This is a genomic window from Streptomyces cinereoruber, assembly GCF_009299385.1.
In the GTDB taxonomy this organism is placed as follows: Bacteria; Actinomycetota; Actinomycetes; order Streptomycetales; family Streptomycetaceae; genus Streptomyces; species Streptomyces bikiniensis.
In genome coordinates this window covers 5,193,648-5,208,220 of the sequence record NZ_CP023693.1, presented here as the reverse complement: position 1 = coordinate 5,208,220, position 14,573 = coordinate 5,193,648, and the positions used below count along the sequence as shown (strand labels likewise).

Sequence of the window (14,573 nt, the reverse complement as noted above, 5' to 3'; positions counted from 1 at the left end):
GGTGGTCCCTGAGGGGACACTCCGCACCGCTCCACAAAGAGGTCGGGTGCAGACTTGAGGTTAACACTACCGGCTCCAACAAACATTCCCCTCTCACTCACCGGCAATCTCCCGACCGGGACGCTGCCCGGCGCCCCGGCCCATTACCTAGGGCGCCAGCGGCAGGACGCTCGCGCCGGACGCGTCGAGGTCGAGCCGGTTGGCGGCCCAGCCCTCGCCCGCGAGCAGGGCGACCTTGTCGGCGGTCCCCCGCTCGGCCAGTGCGAGCACCGTGGGGCCCGCGCCGGAGATGACCGCGGGGACGCCGTCCGCCCGCAGCCGGTTGACCAGGGCGACGCTCTCGGGCATCGCGGGGGCCCGGTACTCCTGGTGCAGCCGGTCCTCGGTGGCCGCGAGCAGCAGCTCGGGGCGGCGGGTCAAGGCCTCGACGAGGAGGGCGGCGCGCCCGGCGTTGGCGGCGGCGTCCACGTGCGGGACGGTGCGCGGCAGGAGGCCGCGGGCGGTCTCGGTCAGTACGGGCTTCCCGGGGACGAAAACCACCGGAACGATGGAATCGGAGGGGTCCATCCTGATGGCCCGCGCGGCGCCGGACTCGGTCCAGGCGAGCGTGAATCCGCCGAGGAGACAGGCGGCGACGTTGTCGGGGTGGCCCTCGATCTCGGTGGCCAGCTCCAGCAGGGCGGCCTCGTCGAGCTTCGCGTCGCCGCCTATGGTCACGGCGCGGGCGGCGACGATGCCGGCGCAGATGGCGGCGGAGGAGGAGCCGAGGCCGCGGCCGTGCGGGATGCGGTTGGCGCAGACGACCTCCAGGCCGCGCGGCTGCCCGCCGAGCAGGTCGAAGGCCGTGCGCAGGGAGCGTACGAGCAGGTGGCTCTCGTCGCGCGGGAGCGTCTCGGCGCCCTCGCCGGCGATGTCGACGTGCAGCCCGGAGTCGGCCACCCGGACGACCACGTCGTCGTAGAGCCCCAGCGACAGGCCGAAGGCGTCGAAGCCCGGACCGAGATTGGCGCTGGTGGCGGGGACGCGCACTCGTACGGCGGCGGCGCGGAACGCTGGACCGGCCATCGCTCGTTGACTCTCCTTGATTGCGACAACGGGTGTTTCGACGGGTATTTCAAGAGAAGTACACCGGGACCCGGCGGGCCGTTTCGGCCACGGGGGCGACAACGGCAACGACACCGCGCATATGCGTCGGGGCGGGTCGGTACAGCCTATCGAAGGAAGGTTCTGTGGCGACATAGGGCGCACAGGAGGCGCACGATGCGTGTCGCGGGCCGACCTGTGCCCCTCTGTGGGTTCCTGATCGGGTTTCGCTCCGCGCGCGTTCCCGTACGGGGGACGATCCGATGCGGACCGTCCCCCGTACGGAGGAACGGGATCAGGCCAGGCCGAGGCGTTCGGCGGCGGCCGCGGCGTCGACCGGGACGGTGACGGGCTGCGGGGCGCCCGCGACGGCCCAGTCGGGGTCCTTGAGGCCGTTGCCGGTGACGGTGCAGACGATCCGCTGGCCGGGATCGACCTTGCCCTGCTCGGCGGCCTTCAGGAGGCCGGCGACCGAGGCGGCCGAGGCGGGCTCGACGAAGACGCCCTCCTGAGCGGCCAACAGGCGGTAGGCGCGCAGGATCTCACGGTCCGTCACCTCGTCGATGAAGCCGCCCGACTCGTCGCGCGCGGCGATCGCGTACTCCCACGAGGCCGGGTTGCCGATGCGGATCGCGGTGGCGATCGTCGAAGGGTCCTTGACGACCTCACCGCGCACGAGCGGGGCGGAACCGGAGGCCTGGAAGCCCCACATGCGCGGCCGGTGGGTGGCAAGGCCGTCCTCGGCGTACTCGCGGTACCCCTTCCAGTACGCGGTGATGTTGCCCGCGTTGCCGACCGGGAGGACGTGGATGTCGGGGGCGTCGCCCAGCATGTCCACGATCTCGAACGCGGCGGTCTTCTGGCCCTCGATGCGGACCGGGTTGACCGAATTGACCAGCGCGACCGGGTAGTTGTCGGACAGCGCGCGGGCCAGGTCCAGGCAGTCGTCGAAGTTCCCGTCGACCTGGAGGATCTTCGCGCCGTGCACGAGGGCCTGGCCCATCTTGCCGAGCGCGATCTTGCCCTGGGGCACGAGGACGGCGGACACCATGCCGGCACGGACCGCGTAGGCGGCGGCGGAGGCGGAGGTGTTGCCGGTGGAGGCGCAGATGACGGCCTGCGCGCCCTCCTCCTTGGCCCGGGTGATGGCCATGGTCATGCCCCGGTCCTTGAAGGAGCCGGTGGGGTTGGCGCCCTCGACCTTGAGGTGCACCTCGCAGCCCGTGCGCTCGGAGAGGACCTGAGCCGGAACGAGCGGCGTACCGCCCTCACGGAGCGTGACGACCGGCGTCGCATCCGTGACCGGAAGGCGGTCCCGGTACTCCTCGATGATGCCGCGCCACTGGTGGGTGCCCTTGCTGGTCATGGGTCCTTACTCCCCTTCAACACGCATGATGCTGGCGACACCGCGCACGGTGTCGAGCTTGCGCAGCGCCTCGACGGTCCCGGAGAGGGCGGCGTCGGGCGCGCGGTGGGTGACGACGACGAGGGACGCCTCGCCGCCTCCGTCCGGTCGGCCGTGCTGGCGCACGGTGTCGATCGACACGCCGTGCTCGGCGAAGACCGTCGCGACCTGGGCGAGGACGCCCGGCTTGTCGGCCACGTCGAGGCTGATGTGGTACCGCGTGACGACCTCGCCCATGGAGCTGACGGGCAGCTGGGTGTACGCGGACTCCCCGGGGCCGTTGGCCTCGTTGAGCTTGTTGCGGCACACGGCGACGAGGTCGCCGAGCACGGCCGAGGCGGTCGGCGAGCCGCCGGCGCCGGGGCCGTAGAACATGAGCCGCCCGGCGGCCTCCGCCTCCACGAAGACCGCGTTGTACGCCTCGCGGACGGAGGCCAGCGGGTGGCTGAGCGGGATCATCGCGGGGTGCACGCGCGCGGTGACGGACCCGCCGTCGGCGGCCCGCTCGCAGATGGCGAGCAGCTTGATGGTGCAGCCCATCTCCTTGGCGGAGGCGAAGTCGGCGGCGGTGACCTCGGTCATGCCCTCGCGGTAGACGTCGTCCAGGCGCACGCGCGTGTGGAAGGCGATCCCGGCGAGGATGGCGGCCTTGGCGGCGGCGTCGAAGCCCTCGACGTCGGCGGTCGGGTCGGCCTCGGCGTACCCGAGGGCGGTGGCCTCGTCCAGCGCCTCGGAGTAGCCGGCGCCGGAGGTGTCCATCTTGTCGAGGATGAAGTTCGTCGTGCCGTTGACGATGCCCATCACCCGGTTGATCTTGTCGCCGGCGAGGGACTCGCGCAGCGGCCGGATCAGCGGGATGGCGCCGGCGACGGCGGCCTCGTAGTACAGGTCCTGCCCGTGCCGCGCGGCGGCCTCGTAGAGGGTCGCGCCGTCCTGGGCGAGCAGCGCCTTGTTGGCGGAGACGACGGAGGCGCCGTGCTCGAAGGCGGTGGTGATGAGGGTGCGGGCCGGCTCGACGCCGCCGATGACCTCGACGACGACGTCGATGTCGCCCCGTTTGACCAGGGCGGTGGCGTCGGTGGTGATCAGCTCGGGGGCGATGCCCTCGCGGACCTTGTCGGGTCGGCGGACCGCCACGCCGGCGAGCTCGACCGGGGCGCCGATGCGCGCGGCGAGGTCGTCGGCGTGCGTCGTCATGATGCGCGCCACCTCTGAGCCGACCACTCCACAGCCCAGCAGCGCCACCTTCAGCGGACGCGTACGCATCATCCGACCTCGTTTCTCGTCCTGCTTCGTATTTCTACGGTCGTGTTTCACCGTCTCCACGGTGAGGACCAGTCTCACTCACCGGACGGGGGTTTCCGCCCTTTGTCCGGATCGTGAGACATGAATTCCATCACCCGACTATTTCATCACCCGACGTCGAGGCGCAGGAGATCTTCCTCCGTCTCGCGGCGGACGATGACGCGCGCCTCGCCGTCGCGGACGGCGACGACGGGCGGGCGGAGCGCGTGGTTGTAGTTGCTGGCCATGGAGCGGCAGTACGCGCCGGTGGCGGGCACGGCGAGCAGGTCGCCGGGGGCCAGGTCGGAGGGCAGGAAGGCGTCCCGTACGACGATGTCGCCGCTCTCGCAGTGCTTGCCGACGACCCGGGAGAGCATCGGCTCGGCGTCGCTGGTCCGCGAGACCAGGCTGACGCTGTACTCGGCGTCGTACAGGGCGGTGCGGATGTTGTCCGACATGCCGCCGTCGACGCTCACGTACGTCCGCAGCCCGTCGAGCGGCTTGATCGTGCCGACCCGGTAGAGGGTGAAGGCGGTGGGCCCGACGATGGCCCGCCCGGGCTCGACGGAGATGCGGGGGGTGCGCAGCCCGGCGGCCTCGCACTCCCTGCTCACGATCTCGTTGAGCGCCTTGGCGATCTCGTGCGGCTCGCGCGGGTCGTCCTCGGAGGTGTACGCGATGCCGAGGCCGCCGCCGAGGTCGATCTCGGGCAGCTCGACGCCGTGCTCGTCGCGCACCTCGGTGAGGAGCTGGACGACGCGGCGGGCGGAGACCTCGAAGCCGGCCATGTCGAAGATCTGCGAGCCGATGTGCGAGTGGATGCCGACGAGTTCGAGCCCGTCGAGCTCGAGCGCCCGGCGCACGGCCTCGGCGGCCTGCCCGCCGGCGAGCGCGATGCCGAACTTCTGGTCCTCGTGGGCGGTGGCGATGAACTCGTGGGTGTGGGCCTCGACGCCGACGGTCACCCGGATCTGCACGCGCTGCCGCTTGCCGAGGGACTGGGCGACGTGCGCGACGCGGACGATCTCCTGGAAGGAGTCGAGCACGATCCGCCCGACGCCGGCGCGCACGGCCTTCTCGATCTCCTCCTCGCTCTTGTTGTTGCCGTGGAAGGCGATGCGTTCGGCGGGCATGCCGGCGGAGAGGGCGGTGGTGAGCTCGCCGCCGGAGCACACGTCGAGGTTGAGCCCCTCCTCCGTGAGCCACCGCACGACGGCCCGGGAGAGGAAGGCCTTCCCGGCGTAGAAGACGTCGGCGTCCGGGCCGAAGGCGTCGGCCCAGGCGCGGCAGCGGGCGCGGAAGTCGGCCTCGTCCAGGAAGTAGGCGGGGGTGCCGAACTCCTCGGCGAGGTCGGTCACGGCGATCCCCCCGACGGTGGCGACCCCGCGCTCGTCCCTCTCCACGGTCCGGGACCACACCTTGGGGTCGAGGGCGTTGAGGTCGGCGGGCGGGGCGGAGTAGTGGCCCTCGGGGAGGACGTCGGCGTGGCGGGGCCCTGCGGGGTGGGCGGAACGGCTCATGTCTGCGTCTGCTCTTTCAGATCCGATCGGGTGCGCTGATGCCGAGCACGGAGAGGCCACCGGCGAGCACCGTCCCGGCGGCTTCGGCGAGCGCGAGCCGGGAGCGGTGGGCGGCCGAGGGTTTCTCGTCGCCGAGCGGCAGCACCGTGTGCTGGAAGGCGAGCAAGGCGTCGGCGACGGCTTCGAGCTGCCGGGCGACCCGGTCGGGGGCGCGGTGACGGGCGGCGGAGAGGAGGGCGAGGGGGTGGTCGCGGAGGAGCCGGAGGAGGGGGAGGCGTGGTCGGGGTGCTCGGGGGGGCCGGGGTGGCCGGGGTGGCCGGGTTCGACGTACTGGCCGGGTCGGCCGGGTTCACCGAGCCGGCCGGGCTCGGGGGTGAACCCGAGCTGCCGGGCGTTGACGAGCAGCCGGCGGGTGCGGGAGTACGCGTACTGGACGCGGAAGAGCGGGTTGCGCTCGTGCGGGACGAGGAGGGAGCCGGGGTCGAGGGGCCGGTCGTGTGGGGCGGCCCGCAGGAAGGCCCACCGGACGGCATCGGTCCCGTGCCCGCCGGAGGCCCCGGGGTACACGTGGGGCCGTTCGCCGCCGTCCGCCCCGACCTCGGCGTCGGCCCCTTGGGAGCGCAGCAGCCGGACGAGGGCCTCGACCACGAGGACGGCGCGGGACTCGGCGACCGGGGCGAAGCGGACGACGGTCCCGGCGAGGGCGGCACCGTGCCCGTACGAGGTCCCGGCGGCCAGGATCCCCCGTACGAGATCGGCGTCGACGTCCCTCAGCAGGGTGAAGTTCAGGAACCCGGGCCCGGTGATCTCGACGGCCCGGAGCCCGGGGACACCGCGGAGCCGCTCTTCGAGGATCCCGGCGACGTCGAGGGCGCTGCGCCCGGCGGGCCGGGCGAGGGAGAGGGCGATGCTGCTGGCGTACTCCCCCACTCCTCCGGGCCGGGCCCGCTCGACCTTGGCGCGGGAGGGGACGTCGACCCGCAGAGCACCGTCGTCGACCGCGCGGCGCACGGCGCGCAGCACGGTGAGGGAGAGGTCCGCGGGGGTCACGGGACAAGCGTAGGGGAGGAGGGGGGTAGCGACGCGAACCGGTTTCGACATGCGGGCAACGGGGTACAGGCGCGATCCGCGGCGCGCGGCCGACTCAGTCGGAAAGAGGGTCGCCCCGCCGCTCGCCGGCGCCGTCCAGAAGGCCGTCGCGGTCTCCGCCCCGAGGAGCCTCCTTGCCCCCGCCCTGGAGACCGTCCGCGTCCGTGGCTCCGTCGACCGCGGCCGGCTTCGGCCCGCGGACCGCCGCCGGCTCCTCGCCGCCGTCCTGCCCGGCCGCCGCGTCGGGACGCTCCCGCCGCTCGTGGTGCATCAGCTGCCGTACGACGCGGACGAGCTCGGTGGGCTCGAAGGGCTTGGCGAGGAAGGCGTCGACCCCGGGGGCGGCCCCGCCGGCGGCCTCGCCGCAGGCGCTGATGATGGCCACCGGCAGATGCCGGGTCCGCGGGTCGGCCCGCAGCCGCTCGGCCGTCCTGATCCCGTCGAGACGGGGCATGACGACGTCGAGGGTGACGACATCGGGCCGAACCCGATGCACGACATCCAGACACTCGGCACCATCGGCCGCGGTCACGACCTCGAACCCCTCGAGTTCGAGATTGACCCTGATCAACTGCCGGATCACCTTGTTGTCGTCGACAACGAGCACCCGGCCGGACGCGCCTGACACACGAACGAGAGTAGGACGCCCCCGCCGACCGCGTCCGGGTTTTACCCACTTCTGACCCGTGCGGGGGACACGGCCCTCCGTGACACCCCGGAAATACCTGTTCACAGGCACGCCCCGGGAGCTGGTAGGGTTCTACCCGTCGCCGCCGAACGCGGCGGACGCCCCCGTAGCTCAGGGGATAGAGCAACGGCCTCCGGAGCCGTGTGCGCAGGTTCGAATCCTGCCGGGGGCACTTCGCAGGAAGTGCCAAAGAAGCCCCTGAACCGCAGGAATGCGGTTCAGGGGCTTCTTTGTCGATGCCAGGACGCCCGCGGAAGACGTGACAAGCACCCAGGCGTACTCGTTCAGGAGTGCATCGATGCGCCTGTTGGCGAGGAGTTGGCGCCCGTAGAAGCACTTCGCGTGCCAAAGTCTCCGACAGTTGATATGTCGGCTTCCCCGAAGCAATGCCTGAGAGACAGGGAATCTCACCTTCCCAGAGAAGGGAGGATGAGAGGTAGGATAAGTGGCATGAGCGAGCCCACCGGCAAGTACTCGATCACCATGCCGCGCGACATCGCCGAAGCCGCCAAGGCCCGCAGCGGCCCCTCCGGCCTGTCCGCCTACGTGGCCGCGGCCGTCGCCCGCCAGATCGAGCGCGACAACCTCAACGAACTCATCGCCGTGGCCGAGGCCGAACACGGCCCCGTCACGGACGAAGAGATCCAGTCCCTGCGCGACCAGCTCGCCCAGGCGCGACGTGAGCAGGCCGGACGCGGAGCGAACACCGCGTGACTCGCTCCCCCGCGGTCCCCGGCGGCACCCTCGTCCTCGACAGCGAAGGACTGGCCAAGGCCGTTCTGCGCGACCGTAAGGTCACTGGCTGGCTCGCCCTGGCACGCGCCGACGACCTGCGCGTGATCACCTCGGCGGCCACCCTCGTCGAAGTGGTCCACCCCCGCATCAACCGCCCGGCCCTGGAGTGGACGCTCTCCCGCCTGGTCATCGAGCCGATCACCGAACCGATCGCCCGCCACGCCGCCGCACTCCTCGCCGACGCCGGCCTGCACGGCCACAAGCACGCCATCGACGCCATGCTCGCGGCCACCGCCCTCGCGGCCCCTGGGCCGGTCACCATCCTGACTTCAGATCCGGAGGACCTCACAGCCCTGTGCGGCAGGCACACCACCATCATCAAGGTCTGACTCCGATTGCGGTCTCCGTCTTCCGCAGGGAACCGAAAGCAGCGTCTCCTTCATGTCTCCGGCCCGTTCCATGCCGTTCCGGATGAGCAACGATGACCCTACGATGCCCTGGCTCTTCGGCGACGGTTCGAGTTCGGTGAGGTGGGTCGGTATGGGGCAGCCGCGTGACGTCTGGTTGCGGCGTTTTCCCGGGGCTGCGGGTGGGAGTGGGGCGGGGTGCGAGTTGGTGTGTTTTCCGCATGCCGGTGGTTCCGCCGCCTACTGGCGGCCCCTCTCCCTGGCGCTCGCTCCCGGTGTCGACGTGGTGGCCGTGCAGTATCCCGGGCGGCTCGACCGGCTGCATGAGGCGCCCGTGGAGGACCTGCACCGGCTGGCCGATCTGATCGCGGAGGTGCTGGGGCCGTCCGGCGGGCGGCCCCGGGCGCTGTTCGGGCACAGCATGGGGGCCTCGCTCGCGTACGAGGTCGCCGTGCGGCTCGGCCGGCTGCCCGGCGGCGGGCCGGACCTGCTCGTCGTGTCGGGGCGCCGCGCGCCCGCCGCCGCCCGGTGGCGGGACCGGTGCGTTTCGGTCGATGACCACGAAATCGTGGAGAGAGTACGGCGGTTGGGTGGTACTGATACCGCGCTGTTCGACGAGCCCGAGCTGTTGGAGCTGGTTCTGCCCGCGCTGCGCGGGGACTACCGTGCCCTGTCCTCGTACGAGGACACCGGGGGCCGGCCGCTGACCTGTCCCGTCGTCGCCCTGACCGGCGACCGGGACCCCGAGGTGACCGTCGAGGAGGTCGAGGTCTGGGGCGAGCAGACCTCGGGCGCCTTCCGGACGCATGTCTTCGGGGGCGGTCACTTCTTCCTCGACGACCACGCCGAGGCGGTGGCCGAGCTGGTCCGCGGTCTGCTGCCGACCCGCGCGGGCTGAGCGGTGCGCGGTCGGCCGAGCAGTGCGCGGCGCCTGGCGCCTCGTCAGCTGATGTCCGCGCCGTACACGTGGTCGACCGTCATGGTGATGAGCACCCGGCGGTCGGACACCATCACCGCCCGGTACTCGTCCCAGTCCGGGTGCTCGCCGGCGGCGGCCCGGTAGTACTCGACCAGTGCCTCGACCTCCGGTCCGTGCGGGTCGGTTCCCGGTCCGGTGAGCGTGGCGATCCCCTCGACGGCGGCCCAGGACATGCCGTCGGGGGCGGTGACCTCCAGGGTGGCCCGGGGGTCCCGCCGCAGGTTCGCCGCCTTGGCCGCTCCGGCGGTGGTCGACACGCGGACGACGCCCGCCGACTCGTCGTAGGAGGGCTGGACGGGGGACAGCTGCGGACGCCCGTCCGCCTTGATGGTCGCGAGGACGCCGAGGCGGCTCTCGGCGAGCAGGGCCCTGGGGTCGAAGGATGCGGCAGTCATGGGCCGATCATCGGCCGCCCGGGAGCGGGTACGTCAAGTGAACCGCCCTCCGAACGGCGGTACTCGGCCGTACGGACGTCGGACCTTCGGCCCGTGGGCGCCTGATGGCTGTCGGAACGCGGCCTCAAGATCGTCTCTCAGGGACGACATCGCGCCACGTATGGAGCGGTACGTGGGGGTTCCCGGCGCCGTTCCACGCGCCGGAGCGGGGGGGAGGGCGCGTCGCGGGGCGTGGCCGCCGGCCGCTCGCGCGGGTGACGGCGGACCGGTCGGGGAGGTCGGAGGAAGGCGCGTCCGGGCGGGGCGGCACGGGAGGCGCGGAGGCGGGCACGCAGGGCAACTGCCCTGCTCCGCAGCGTACATGGCGCAAAGAGAGCGGAAGGCGGGCCTCCCTCGGGGTGGGTATCGGCGGTACGGCCTTGTTGTCCGTCCTGTGGTGCACACTTGCTGCCTGGTACAGGGCTCACGGGGAAGGCGGCCTGGCACATGCTGACGGGGATCGAGGAGGTCGACTGGGCCTCACTGGGGCATGCGTACGGCCCCGCGGACGACGTGCCGGAGCTGCTCCGCGGACTCGCCTCCGCCGATCCCGCCGAGCGGGAGGCGGCCCTCGACGGCATGTACGGGGCCGTGCACCACCAGGGCGACGTCTACGACTCGACGCTCGCCTGCATCCCCTTCCTCCTCGAACTCGTCGCCGACCCCGGCGTCCGGGACCGGGGCTGCATCGTCGAACTCCTCACCAGCATCGGGGGGATCGAGCTCGACGACGAGGAGGAGATGACGGAACACCCGTGTGACGACGGGGACTTCATTCCCGCCGCCAACTACGCCATGGCCGCCGCCGCCATCGCCGCCGGGTCCGACGTCTTCCTCGGGCTCGTCGCGGACCCCGACCCCGAGGTGCGGCTCGCCGCGCCCTGCGCGCTCGCCTCGCTGCACCCCGAGCCCTCCCTGGTGCTGACCCTGCTCCGGGAGCGGCTCACCGTCGAGCGGGACACCGAGGTGCGGCTCGCCCTGGTGGCCGCCGTCGGGCAGATCGCCCTGCGGCACGCGTCGCTGCGCACCGAGACCGTCGACTGGCTCGGGTGGCTCGCCCGGGCCGCCCAGGACCCGGGGCTCCGGCTCGCGGCCCTCGCGCAGCAGGCGCGCTGCGCGCCGGGCGAGATCTCCGACGACGTCGTGCCGTGGGTGACGGCACTGTTGGAGGAGATCAGGACCACGTCCGGCTCCGGGGCGGGGGGCGAAACCCTCCGGGGCGCCGCCCCGACGTTCATCGGGCAGGTGCGGGAGCTTCTGGAGGAGCACGCGGCCGGGCGGCCCGCCCCCTGGACCGAGGAGCTGCTGCGGACGCTGCACGCCGCGCTCGACGACCGGGTCGACGACCGGATCGCGCTGATCCTCGCCCAGCTCCGCAGCCCCGACCGGTGGCAGCGCTCGGACGCGATCTGGCTGTGCGGAGGACTGATACGGGTCTGGCGCGGGCGGTACGAGGAGGTCGTCCGGCTCGTCGGCGACCAGCTCCACGACCCCGAGCCCCGGCTCCGGGAGGCCGCCGCCTCCTTCCTGGAACGCCTCTTCGAGCTGGGCGCGCCCGCCGCCGACGCGCTCGCGGCGCGCCTGGCGCAGTCTCCCCCGGGTCCCGGTGAGGGATCCGACATCGGACTTGGCGACGGGCCTGGCATCGGACTCGACGGCGGCCCTGTCGGCGGACCCGTCGGCGGGATCGGTGCCGGGCCCGGCACCGGACTCGGCACCAGCCCCGTCGGCGGACCCGGCGGACCCGGTGCCGTCGGGCGGTCCGGGCGGGACGGGGCGCTGATCGCCCTCGCCCGCGCCGGGGACGTCCGCGCGGTGCCGTTGCTCGCCCGCGCCCTGGAGGAGGACGAGGTGCGGCGCGAGCTGCTGTACGCCACGGACGGCCTCGGGCCCGCCGCGGCCGGGCTCGCCCCCTTGCTCCGGCGCCGGCTCGCACGGGTCGGGCTGGACGAGCGGCTGTACGACCGGGCCGCCCCGCTGCTCCACGCCCTGGCCGCCGTCCGGGGCGCCCAGGCCCTCCCCGAGGTGCTGCGGATACTGCGCGGCGCGCCCGCGAACCGGCGCGACCGGGTGCGGGAGGCCGCCCTGCGCACCCTCGCGGCCTTCGGGCCCGCCGCCCGGGAGGCCGTACCGGACCTGCGGGCGCTCCTTGCCGACGGGTCGGCCGCCGTCTCCACGGCGGCGGCGGGCGCCCTGTGGGCGGTCGAGGAGGACCCGGCGGAGGTGCTGCCGGTCCTGGAGCGGTGGCTGCGGCCGGACCTGCCGGGCGCGGACCGGTGCGCCGCCGCCCGGGTCCTCGGCGGGATCGGCCCCTCGGCGGTCGCGGCGGCCCCGGCCCTGCGGCCCGCCCTCGGCTCGCGGGACCTGTGGGTGCGGGTCCGCGCCGCGGCGGCCCTGTGGCGGGTGACCGGGGAGACGGAGGAGGCCCTTCCGGTGCTGCTCGCCGCCTGGGAGGAGGACCGGCACGCGCGCGTGGACATCGCGGAGTGCCTGGCGGAGATGGGGCCGGCCGCCTCGGAGGCCCAGCTGGTCCTCCTCACCGAGCTGACCCGCAGACGCCGCCACAACGCCCGCGAGGGCGCCTCGGGCACGTACGACATCCACCTCGACGAGAAGCTCCTCACCCTGTGCCGGGCGGCCCTCGCCCGGATGGAGCGGGGAGCGTACTGAGGGGCGGGACGCACCGGAGCGGGAGACAAAAGGGGCTTCTGTCCGCATAAGGTCTACGGGGAGCGGGACAGCCCGTAGACCGACCGGGGAGCAGGTGGCCACGTGAGACCGCGCGGAGTGCACGTCGCCGCCGCCGTCGTCCTGTGCGCCCTGTCCGGTCCCTTGCTCGCCGCGTGCGGCAGTGCCGGTACGGGCGGCCTGGAGAGCGCCGGGCCCACGCGCCCCGCCGTGGGGCCCGTACGGCTCTGGTCCGATCTGCCGCCCGCCACGAACCCGCCGATCGACTACGGCGAGTCCGACATCCAGCGCGTCCCCGGCATCCGCGTCACGGGCGACGACGTCCGCTCCGCCGACGCGGTGGAGGTCGTCCGCGCCGAGGTGCGCGCCCGTCCCGACGCGCGCACCGGCCCGGACGGGCTGTACGAGGAGACCGCCCGGGCGGTCGCGGCCTGCGCGAGCGAGCCGGCCTCCTGCCCGGTCATGCGGCCCTACTACCGCGACCTCACCGGCGACGGCCGGGAGGAGCTGATCGTCGGCATCCGGATGCCCGAGCAGCAGGTCGCCGTGCGGGTCTACCGCGCCGAGAGGGGCGGGCTCACCCGGATCATGTCCACCGTCGACCAGGTCATCAGCGTGGAGCTGGCCGGCCGCGACCTGATCATGCGGGTCGGCTCGGCGGGCATCCCGGGGTACGAGTACCGCACCGCCTGGTCCTGGGACGAGCGGCAGGGCAGCATGCTGCCCACCCGGGACGAGATCGTCCGGGTGGGGCCCTCGGGCGGCCGGACCCCCGCCGGCCGGCTGCCCGGACCGGGACCCTCCGGTACCACCGGCTCCTCCGGTACCACCGGCGCCGGGCCCTCCCCCGTACCGCCTCCGCCTCCCGAGGAGGCCCCGTGAGGGCGTTCCGGCGGCCCGCCTGGACCGCGACGCTCACCTGGAAGGCCGCCGTGTTCATCGCGGTGATGTGCTGCGCCCTCGCCGCGCTGCTCGGCACCCTCGTGCACGTGTCCGTGACCCGGCAGACCGTGGCCGACGCCCGGGAGAAGGCGCTGGTCCGGCTCGGCGAGGTCACCGACCTGTACGAGGCGGGCGAGCCGCTCCCCCGGTTCGCGGGCGTCGACCCGCCCGACCTCCCGGCGCCCCTGCGGGTGCTCGCGCTCCGCGGCGAGCGCGGCACGATGGTCGTCGACCGCGGGGGCCGGTCGGCGATGTGGGCGGCGGGCCCCGCCGACGGCCGGGCCCTCGCCGTGCGCCTCGACCACACGCAGAGCGCCGGGACGATCGACGCGCTGGGCCGTTCGCTGGTCGGCTCCTCCGCCCTGGCGATCGGGGCGACCCTGCTGGTGGGCGTCTTCGCCGTCACCCGGGTCACGCGCCGGCTGCACCTCACCGCGCAGGTGGCCCGCCGGATCAGCGCCGGCGACCTCGACGCGCGCGTGGACGACCCGAGGACGAAGGACCCCACCCGCCCGCAGGACGAGGTGGCGACCGTCTCCGGCGCGCTCGACACCATGGCCTCCTCCCTCCAGCGGAAGCTGCAGAGCGAGCAGCGGTTCACCGCCGACGTGGCGCACGAGCTGCGCACCCCCCTGACCGGGCTCACGGCCGCGGCCGAACTGCTGCCCGAGGGGCGCCCCTCGGAGCTCGTACGGGACCGGGTGCGGGCGATGCGCGGGCTCACCGAGGACCTGCTGGAGATCTCGCGGCTCGATGCCCGCAACGAGACCGTGGACCTGGCGGTGCACGCGCTCGGCCCGCTGGCCGGACGGGTGGTCCGTGCCTCGGGCACGGAGACGGAGGTGCGGGTCGTCCGGGACGCCGACGTGGAGACGGACCGGCGGCGCCTGGAACGGGTCCTCGGCAACCTGGTGTCCAACGCGCACAAGCACGGCGCGCCCCCGGTGGTGGTCACGGTGGACGGGCCCGTGGTGTCCGTGCGGGACCACGGGCCGGGGTATCCCGCGTACCTGCTGGAGTCCGGTCCGCAGCGCTTCCGCACCGAGAGCGGGGGCAAGGGGCACGGTCTGGGGCTGACCATCGCGGTGGGGCAGGCGGAGGTGATCGGCGCCGAGCTGGTCTTCGGCGAGGCGCCCGGCGGGGGCGCGGAGGCCCGGCTGCGACTCCCGGAGTACGTACGCCTGAACGATCCCCCGCCGGAGGAGAGTTCCTGAGGGCGCCCCCCCCGGGGCTCACCCGGGGGGCGCCCGGAGGACCGCGGCACGAGCACGACGGCACACCGCCCCACAAAAGGGACATACCGCATGCTGCTTGCTACG

General features: G+C 73.5%; 12 protein-coding genes, 1 tRNA gene and 1 pseudogene. 7 read left to right on the top strand and 7 right to left on the bottom strand.

Going from position 1 to position 14,573, the window contains the following annotated elements:
* Window positions 1–147 precede the first annotated feature (147 nt).
* From thrB to CP977_RS23605, 6 genes and pseudogenes are all read right to left on the bottom strand, one after another.
* Window positions 148–1,065 (bottom strand): homoserine kinase, encoded by a 918-nt coding sequence (thrB, locus tag CP977_RS23630; protein ID WP_062752195.1) that lies wholly within the window; start codon window positions 1,063–1,065, stop codon window positions 148–150.
* Window positions 1,066–1,378: 313 nt separating this feature from the next.
* The gene (gene thrC, locus CP977_RS23625; RefSeq protein ID WP_062752196.1) at window positions 1,379–2,449 is read right to left on the bottom strand and encodes a threonine synthase; all 1,071 of its coding nucleotides are present in this window, start codon (window positions 2,447–2,449) and stop codon (window positions 1,379–1,381) included.
* Window positions 2,450–2,455: 6 nt separating this feature from the next.
* Window positions 2,456–3,757, bottom strand: a complete 1,302-nt coding sequence (locus tag CP977_RS23620; RefSeq protein ID WP_183953275.1) for a homoserine dehydrogenase — start codon at window positions 3,755–3,757, stop codon at window positions 2,456–2,458.
* Window positions 3,758–3,900: 143 nt separating this feature from the next.
* Window positions 3,901–5,292, bottom strand: a complete 1,392-nt coding sequence (gene lysA / locus CP977_RS23615; RefSeq protein ID WP_109185386.1) for a diaminopimelate decarboxylase — start codon at window positions 5,290–5,292, stop codon at window positions 3,901–3,903.
* 834 nt (window positions 5,293–6,126) lie between these two features.
* Window positions 6,127–6,393: pseudogene (locus tag CP977_RS35555) on the bottom strand (hypothetical protein); the annotation flags it as partial.
* A gap of 43 nt (window positions 6,394–6,436) precedes the next feature.
* On the bottom strand, window positions 6,437–7,009 hold the full coding sequence (locus tag CP977_RS23605; RefSeq protein ID WP_229991384.1) for a response regulator: 573 nt from the start codon (window positions 7,007–7,009) through the stop codon (window positions 6,437–6,439).
* Window positions 7,010–7,169: 160 nt separating this feature from the next.
* Between CP977_RS23605 and CP977_RS23600 the strand changes: the two genes are divergently transcribed.
* The 4 genes from CP977_RS23600 to CP977_RS23585 all read left to right on the top strand — a co-directional run bounded on the left by CP977_RS23600 (window position 7,170) and on the right by CP977_RS23585 (window position 9,109).
* Window positions 7,170–7,241, top strand: a tRNA-Arg gene (locus CP977_RS23600).
* Between the two features lie 278 nt (window positions 7,242–7,519).
* Window positions 7,520–7,783 (top strand): hypothetical protein, encoded by a 264-nt coding sequence (locus CP977_RS23595; RefSeq protein ID WP_062752197.1) that lies wholly within the window; start codon window positions 7,520–7,522, stop codon window positions 7,781–7,783.
* Window positions 7,780–8,193 (top strand): PIN domain-containing protein, encoded by a 414-nt coding sequence (locus CP977_RS23590; RefSeq protein ID WP_152370771.1) that lies wholly within the window; start codon window positions 7,780–7,782, stop codon window positions 8,191–8,193. Before CP977_RS23595 ends, CP977_RS23590 begins: the two co-directional genes overlap by 4 nt.
* Before the next feature lie 151 nt (window positions 8,194–8,344).
* Window positions 8,345–9,109: a thioesterase II family protein gene (locus CP977_RS23585; protein WP_152371626.1), complete on the top strand. Its 765-nt coding sequence runs from the start codon at window positions 8,345–8,347 to the stop codon at window positions 9,107–9,109.
* A 44-nt stretch (window positions 9,110–9,153) separates the two neighbouring features.
* On the opposite strand, the gene CP977_RS23580 is transcribed toward CP977_RS23585, so the two are convergent.
* Window positions 9,154–9,585, bottom strand: a complete 432-nt coding sequence (locus CP977_RS23580; RefSeq protein ID WP_062752199.1) for a PPOX class F420-dependent oxidoreductase — start codon at window positions 9,583–9,585, stop codon at window positions 9,154–9,156.
* Between the two features lie 486 nt (window positions 9,586–10,071).
* Here CP977_RS23580 and CP977_RS23575 point away from each other — a divergent pair, with 486 nt between their 5' ends.
* The 3 genes from CP977_RS23575 (at window position 10,072) to CP977_RS23565 (ending at window position 14,468) form a co-directional block, all read left to right on the top strand.
* On the top strand, window positions 10,072–12,294 hold the full coding sequence (locus CP977_RS23575) for a HEAT repeat domain-containing protein (RefSeq protein WP_152370770.1): 2,223 nt from the start codon (window positions 10,072–10,074) through the stop codon (window positions 12,292–12,294).
* A 102-nt stretch (window positions 12,295–12,396) separates the two neighbouring features.
* Window positions 12,397–13,194, top strand: coding sequence for a hypothetical protein (locus CP977_RS23570; RefSeq protein ID WP_152370769.1), 798 nt, complete (start codon window positions 12,397–12,399; stop codon window positions 13,192–13,194).
* Entirely contained in the window at window positions 13,191–14,468 is a 1,278-nt protein-coding gene (locus CP977_RS23565; RefSeq protein ID WP_109185382.1) for a sensor histidine kinase, read from the top strand. The genes CP977_RS23570 and CP977_RS23565 overlap by 4 nt, the downstream gene beginning before the upstream one ends.
* Window positions 14,469–14,573 lie beyond the last annotated feature (105 nt).

Excerpts from the sequence above, each read along its gene's own strand:
- CP977_RS23585 (WP_152371626.1), top strand. The coding sequence starts at position 8,345 with ATGGGGCAGCCGCGTGACGTCTGGTTGCGGCGTTTTCCCGGGGCTGCG.
- lysA (WP_109185386.1), bottom strand. The coding sequence starts at position 5,292 with ATGAGCCGTTCCGCCCACCCCGCAGGGCCCCGCCACGCCGACGTCCTC.
- thrB (WP_062752195.1), bottom strand. The coding sequence starts at position 1,065 with ATGGCCGGTCCAGCGTTCCGCGCCGCCGCCGTACGAGTGCGCGTCCCC.
- CP977_RS23620 (WP_183953275.1), bottom strand. The coding sequence starts at position 3,757 with ATGATGCGTACGCGTCCGCTGAAGGTGGCGCTGCTGGGCTGTGGAGTG.
- CP977_RS23580 (WP_062752199.1), bottom strand. The coding sequence starts at position 9,585 with ATGACTGCCGCATCCTTCGACCCCAGGGCCCTGCTCGCCGAGAGCCGC.
- CP977_RS23575 (WP_152370770.1), top strand. The coding sequence starts at position 10,072 with ATGCTGACGGGGATCGAGGAGGTCGACTGGGCCTCACTGGGGCATGCG.
- CP977_RS23595 (WP_062752197.1), top strand. The coding sequence starts at position 7,520 with ATGAGCGAGCCCACCGGCAAGTACTCGATCACCATGCCGCGCGACATC.
- thrC (WP_062752196.1), bottom strand. The coding sequence starts at position 2,449 with ATGACCAGCAAGGGCACCCACCAGTGGCGCGGCATCATCGAGGAGTAC.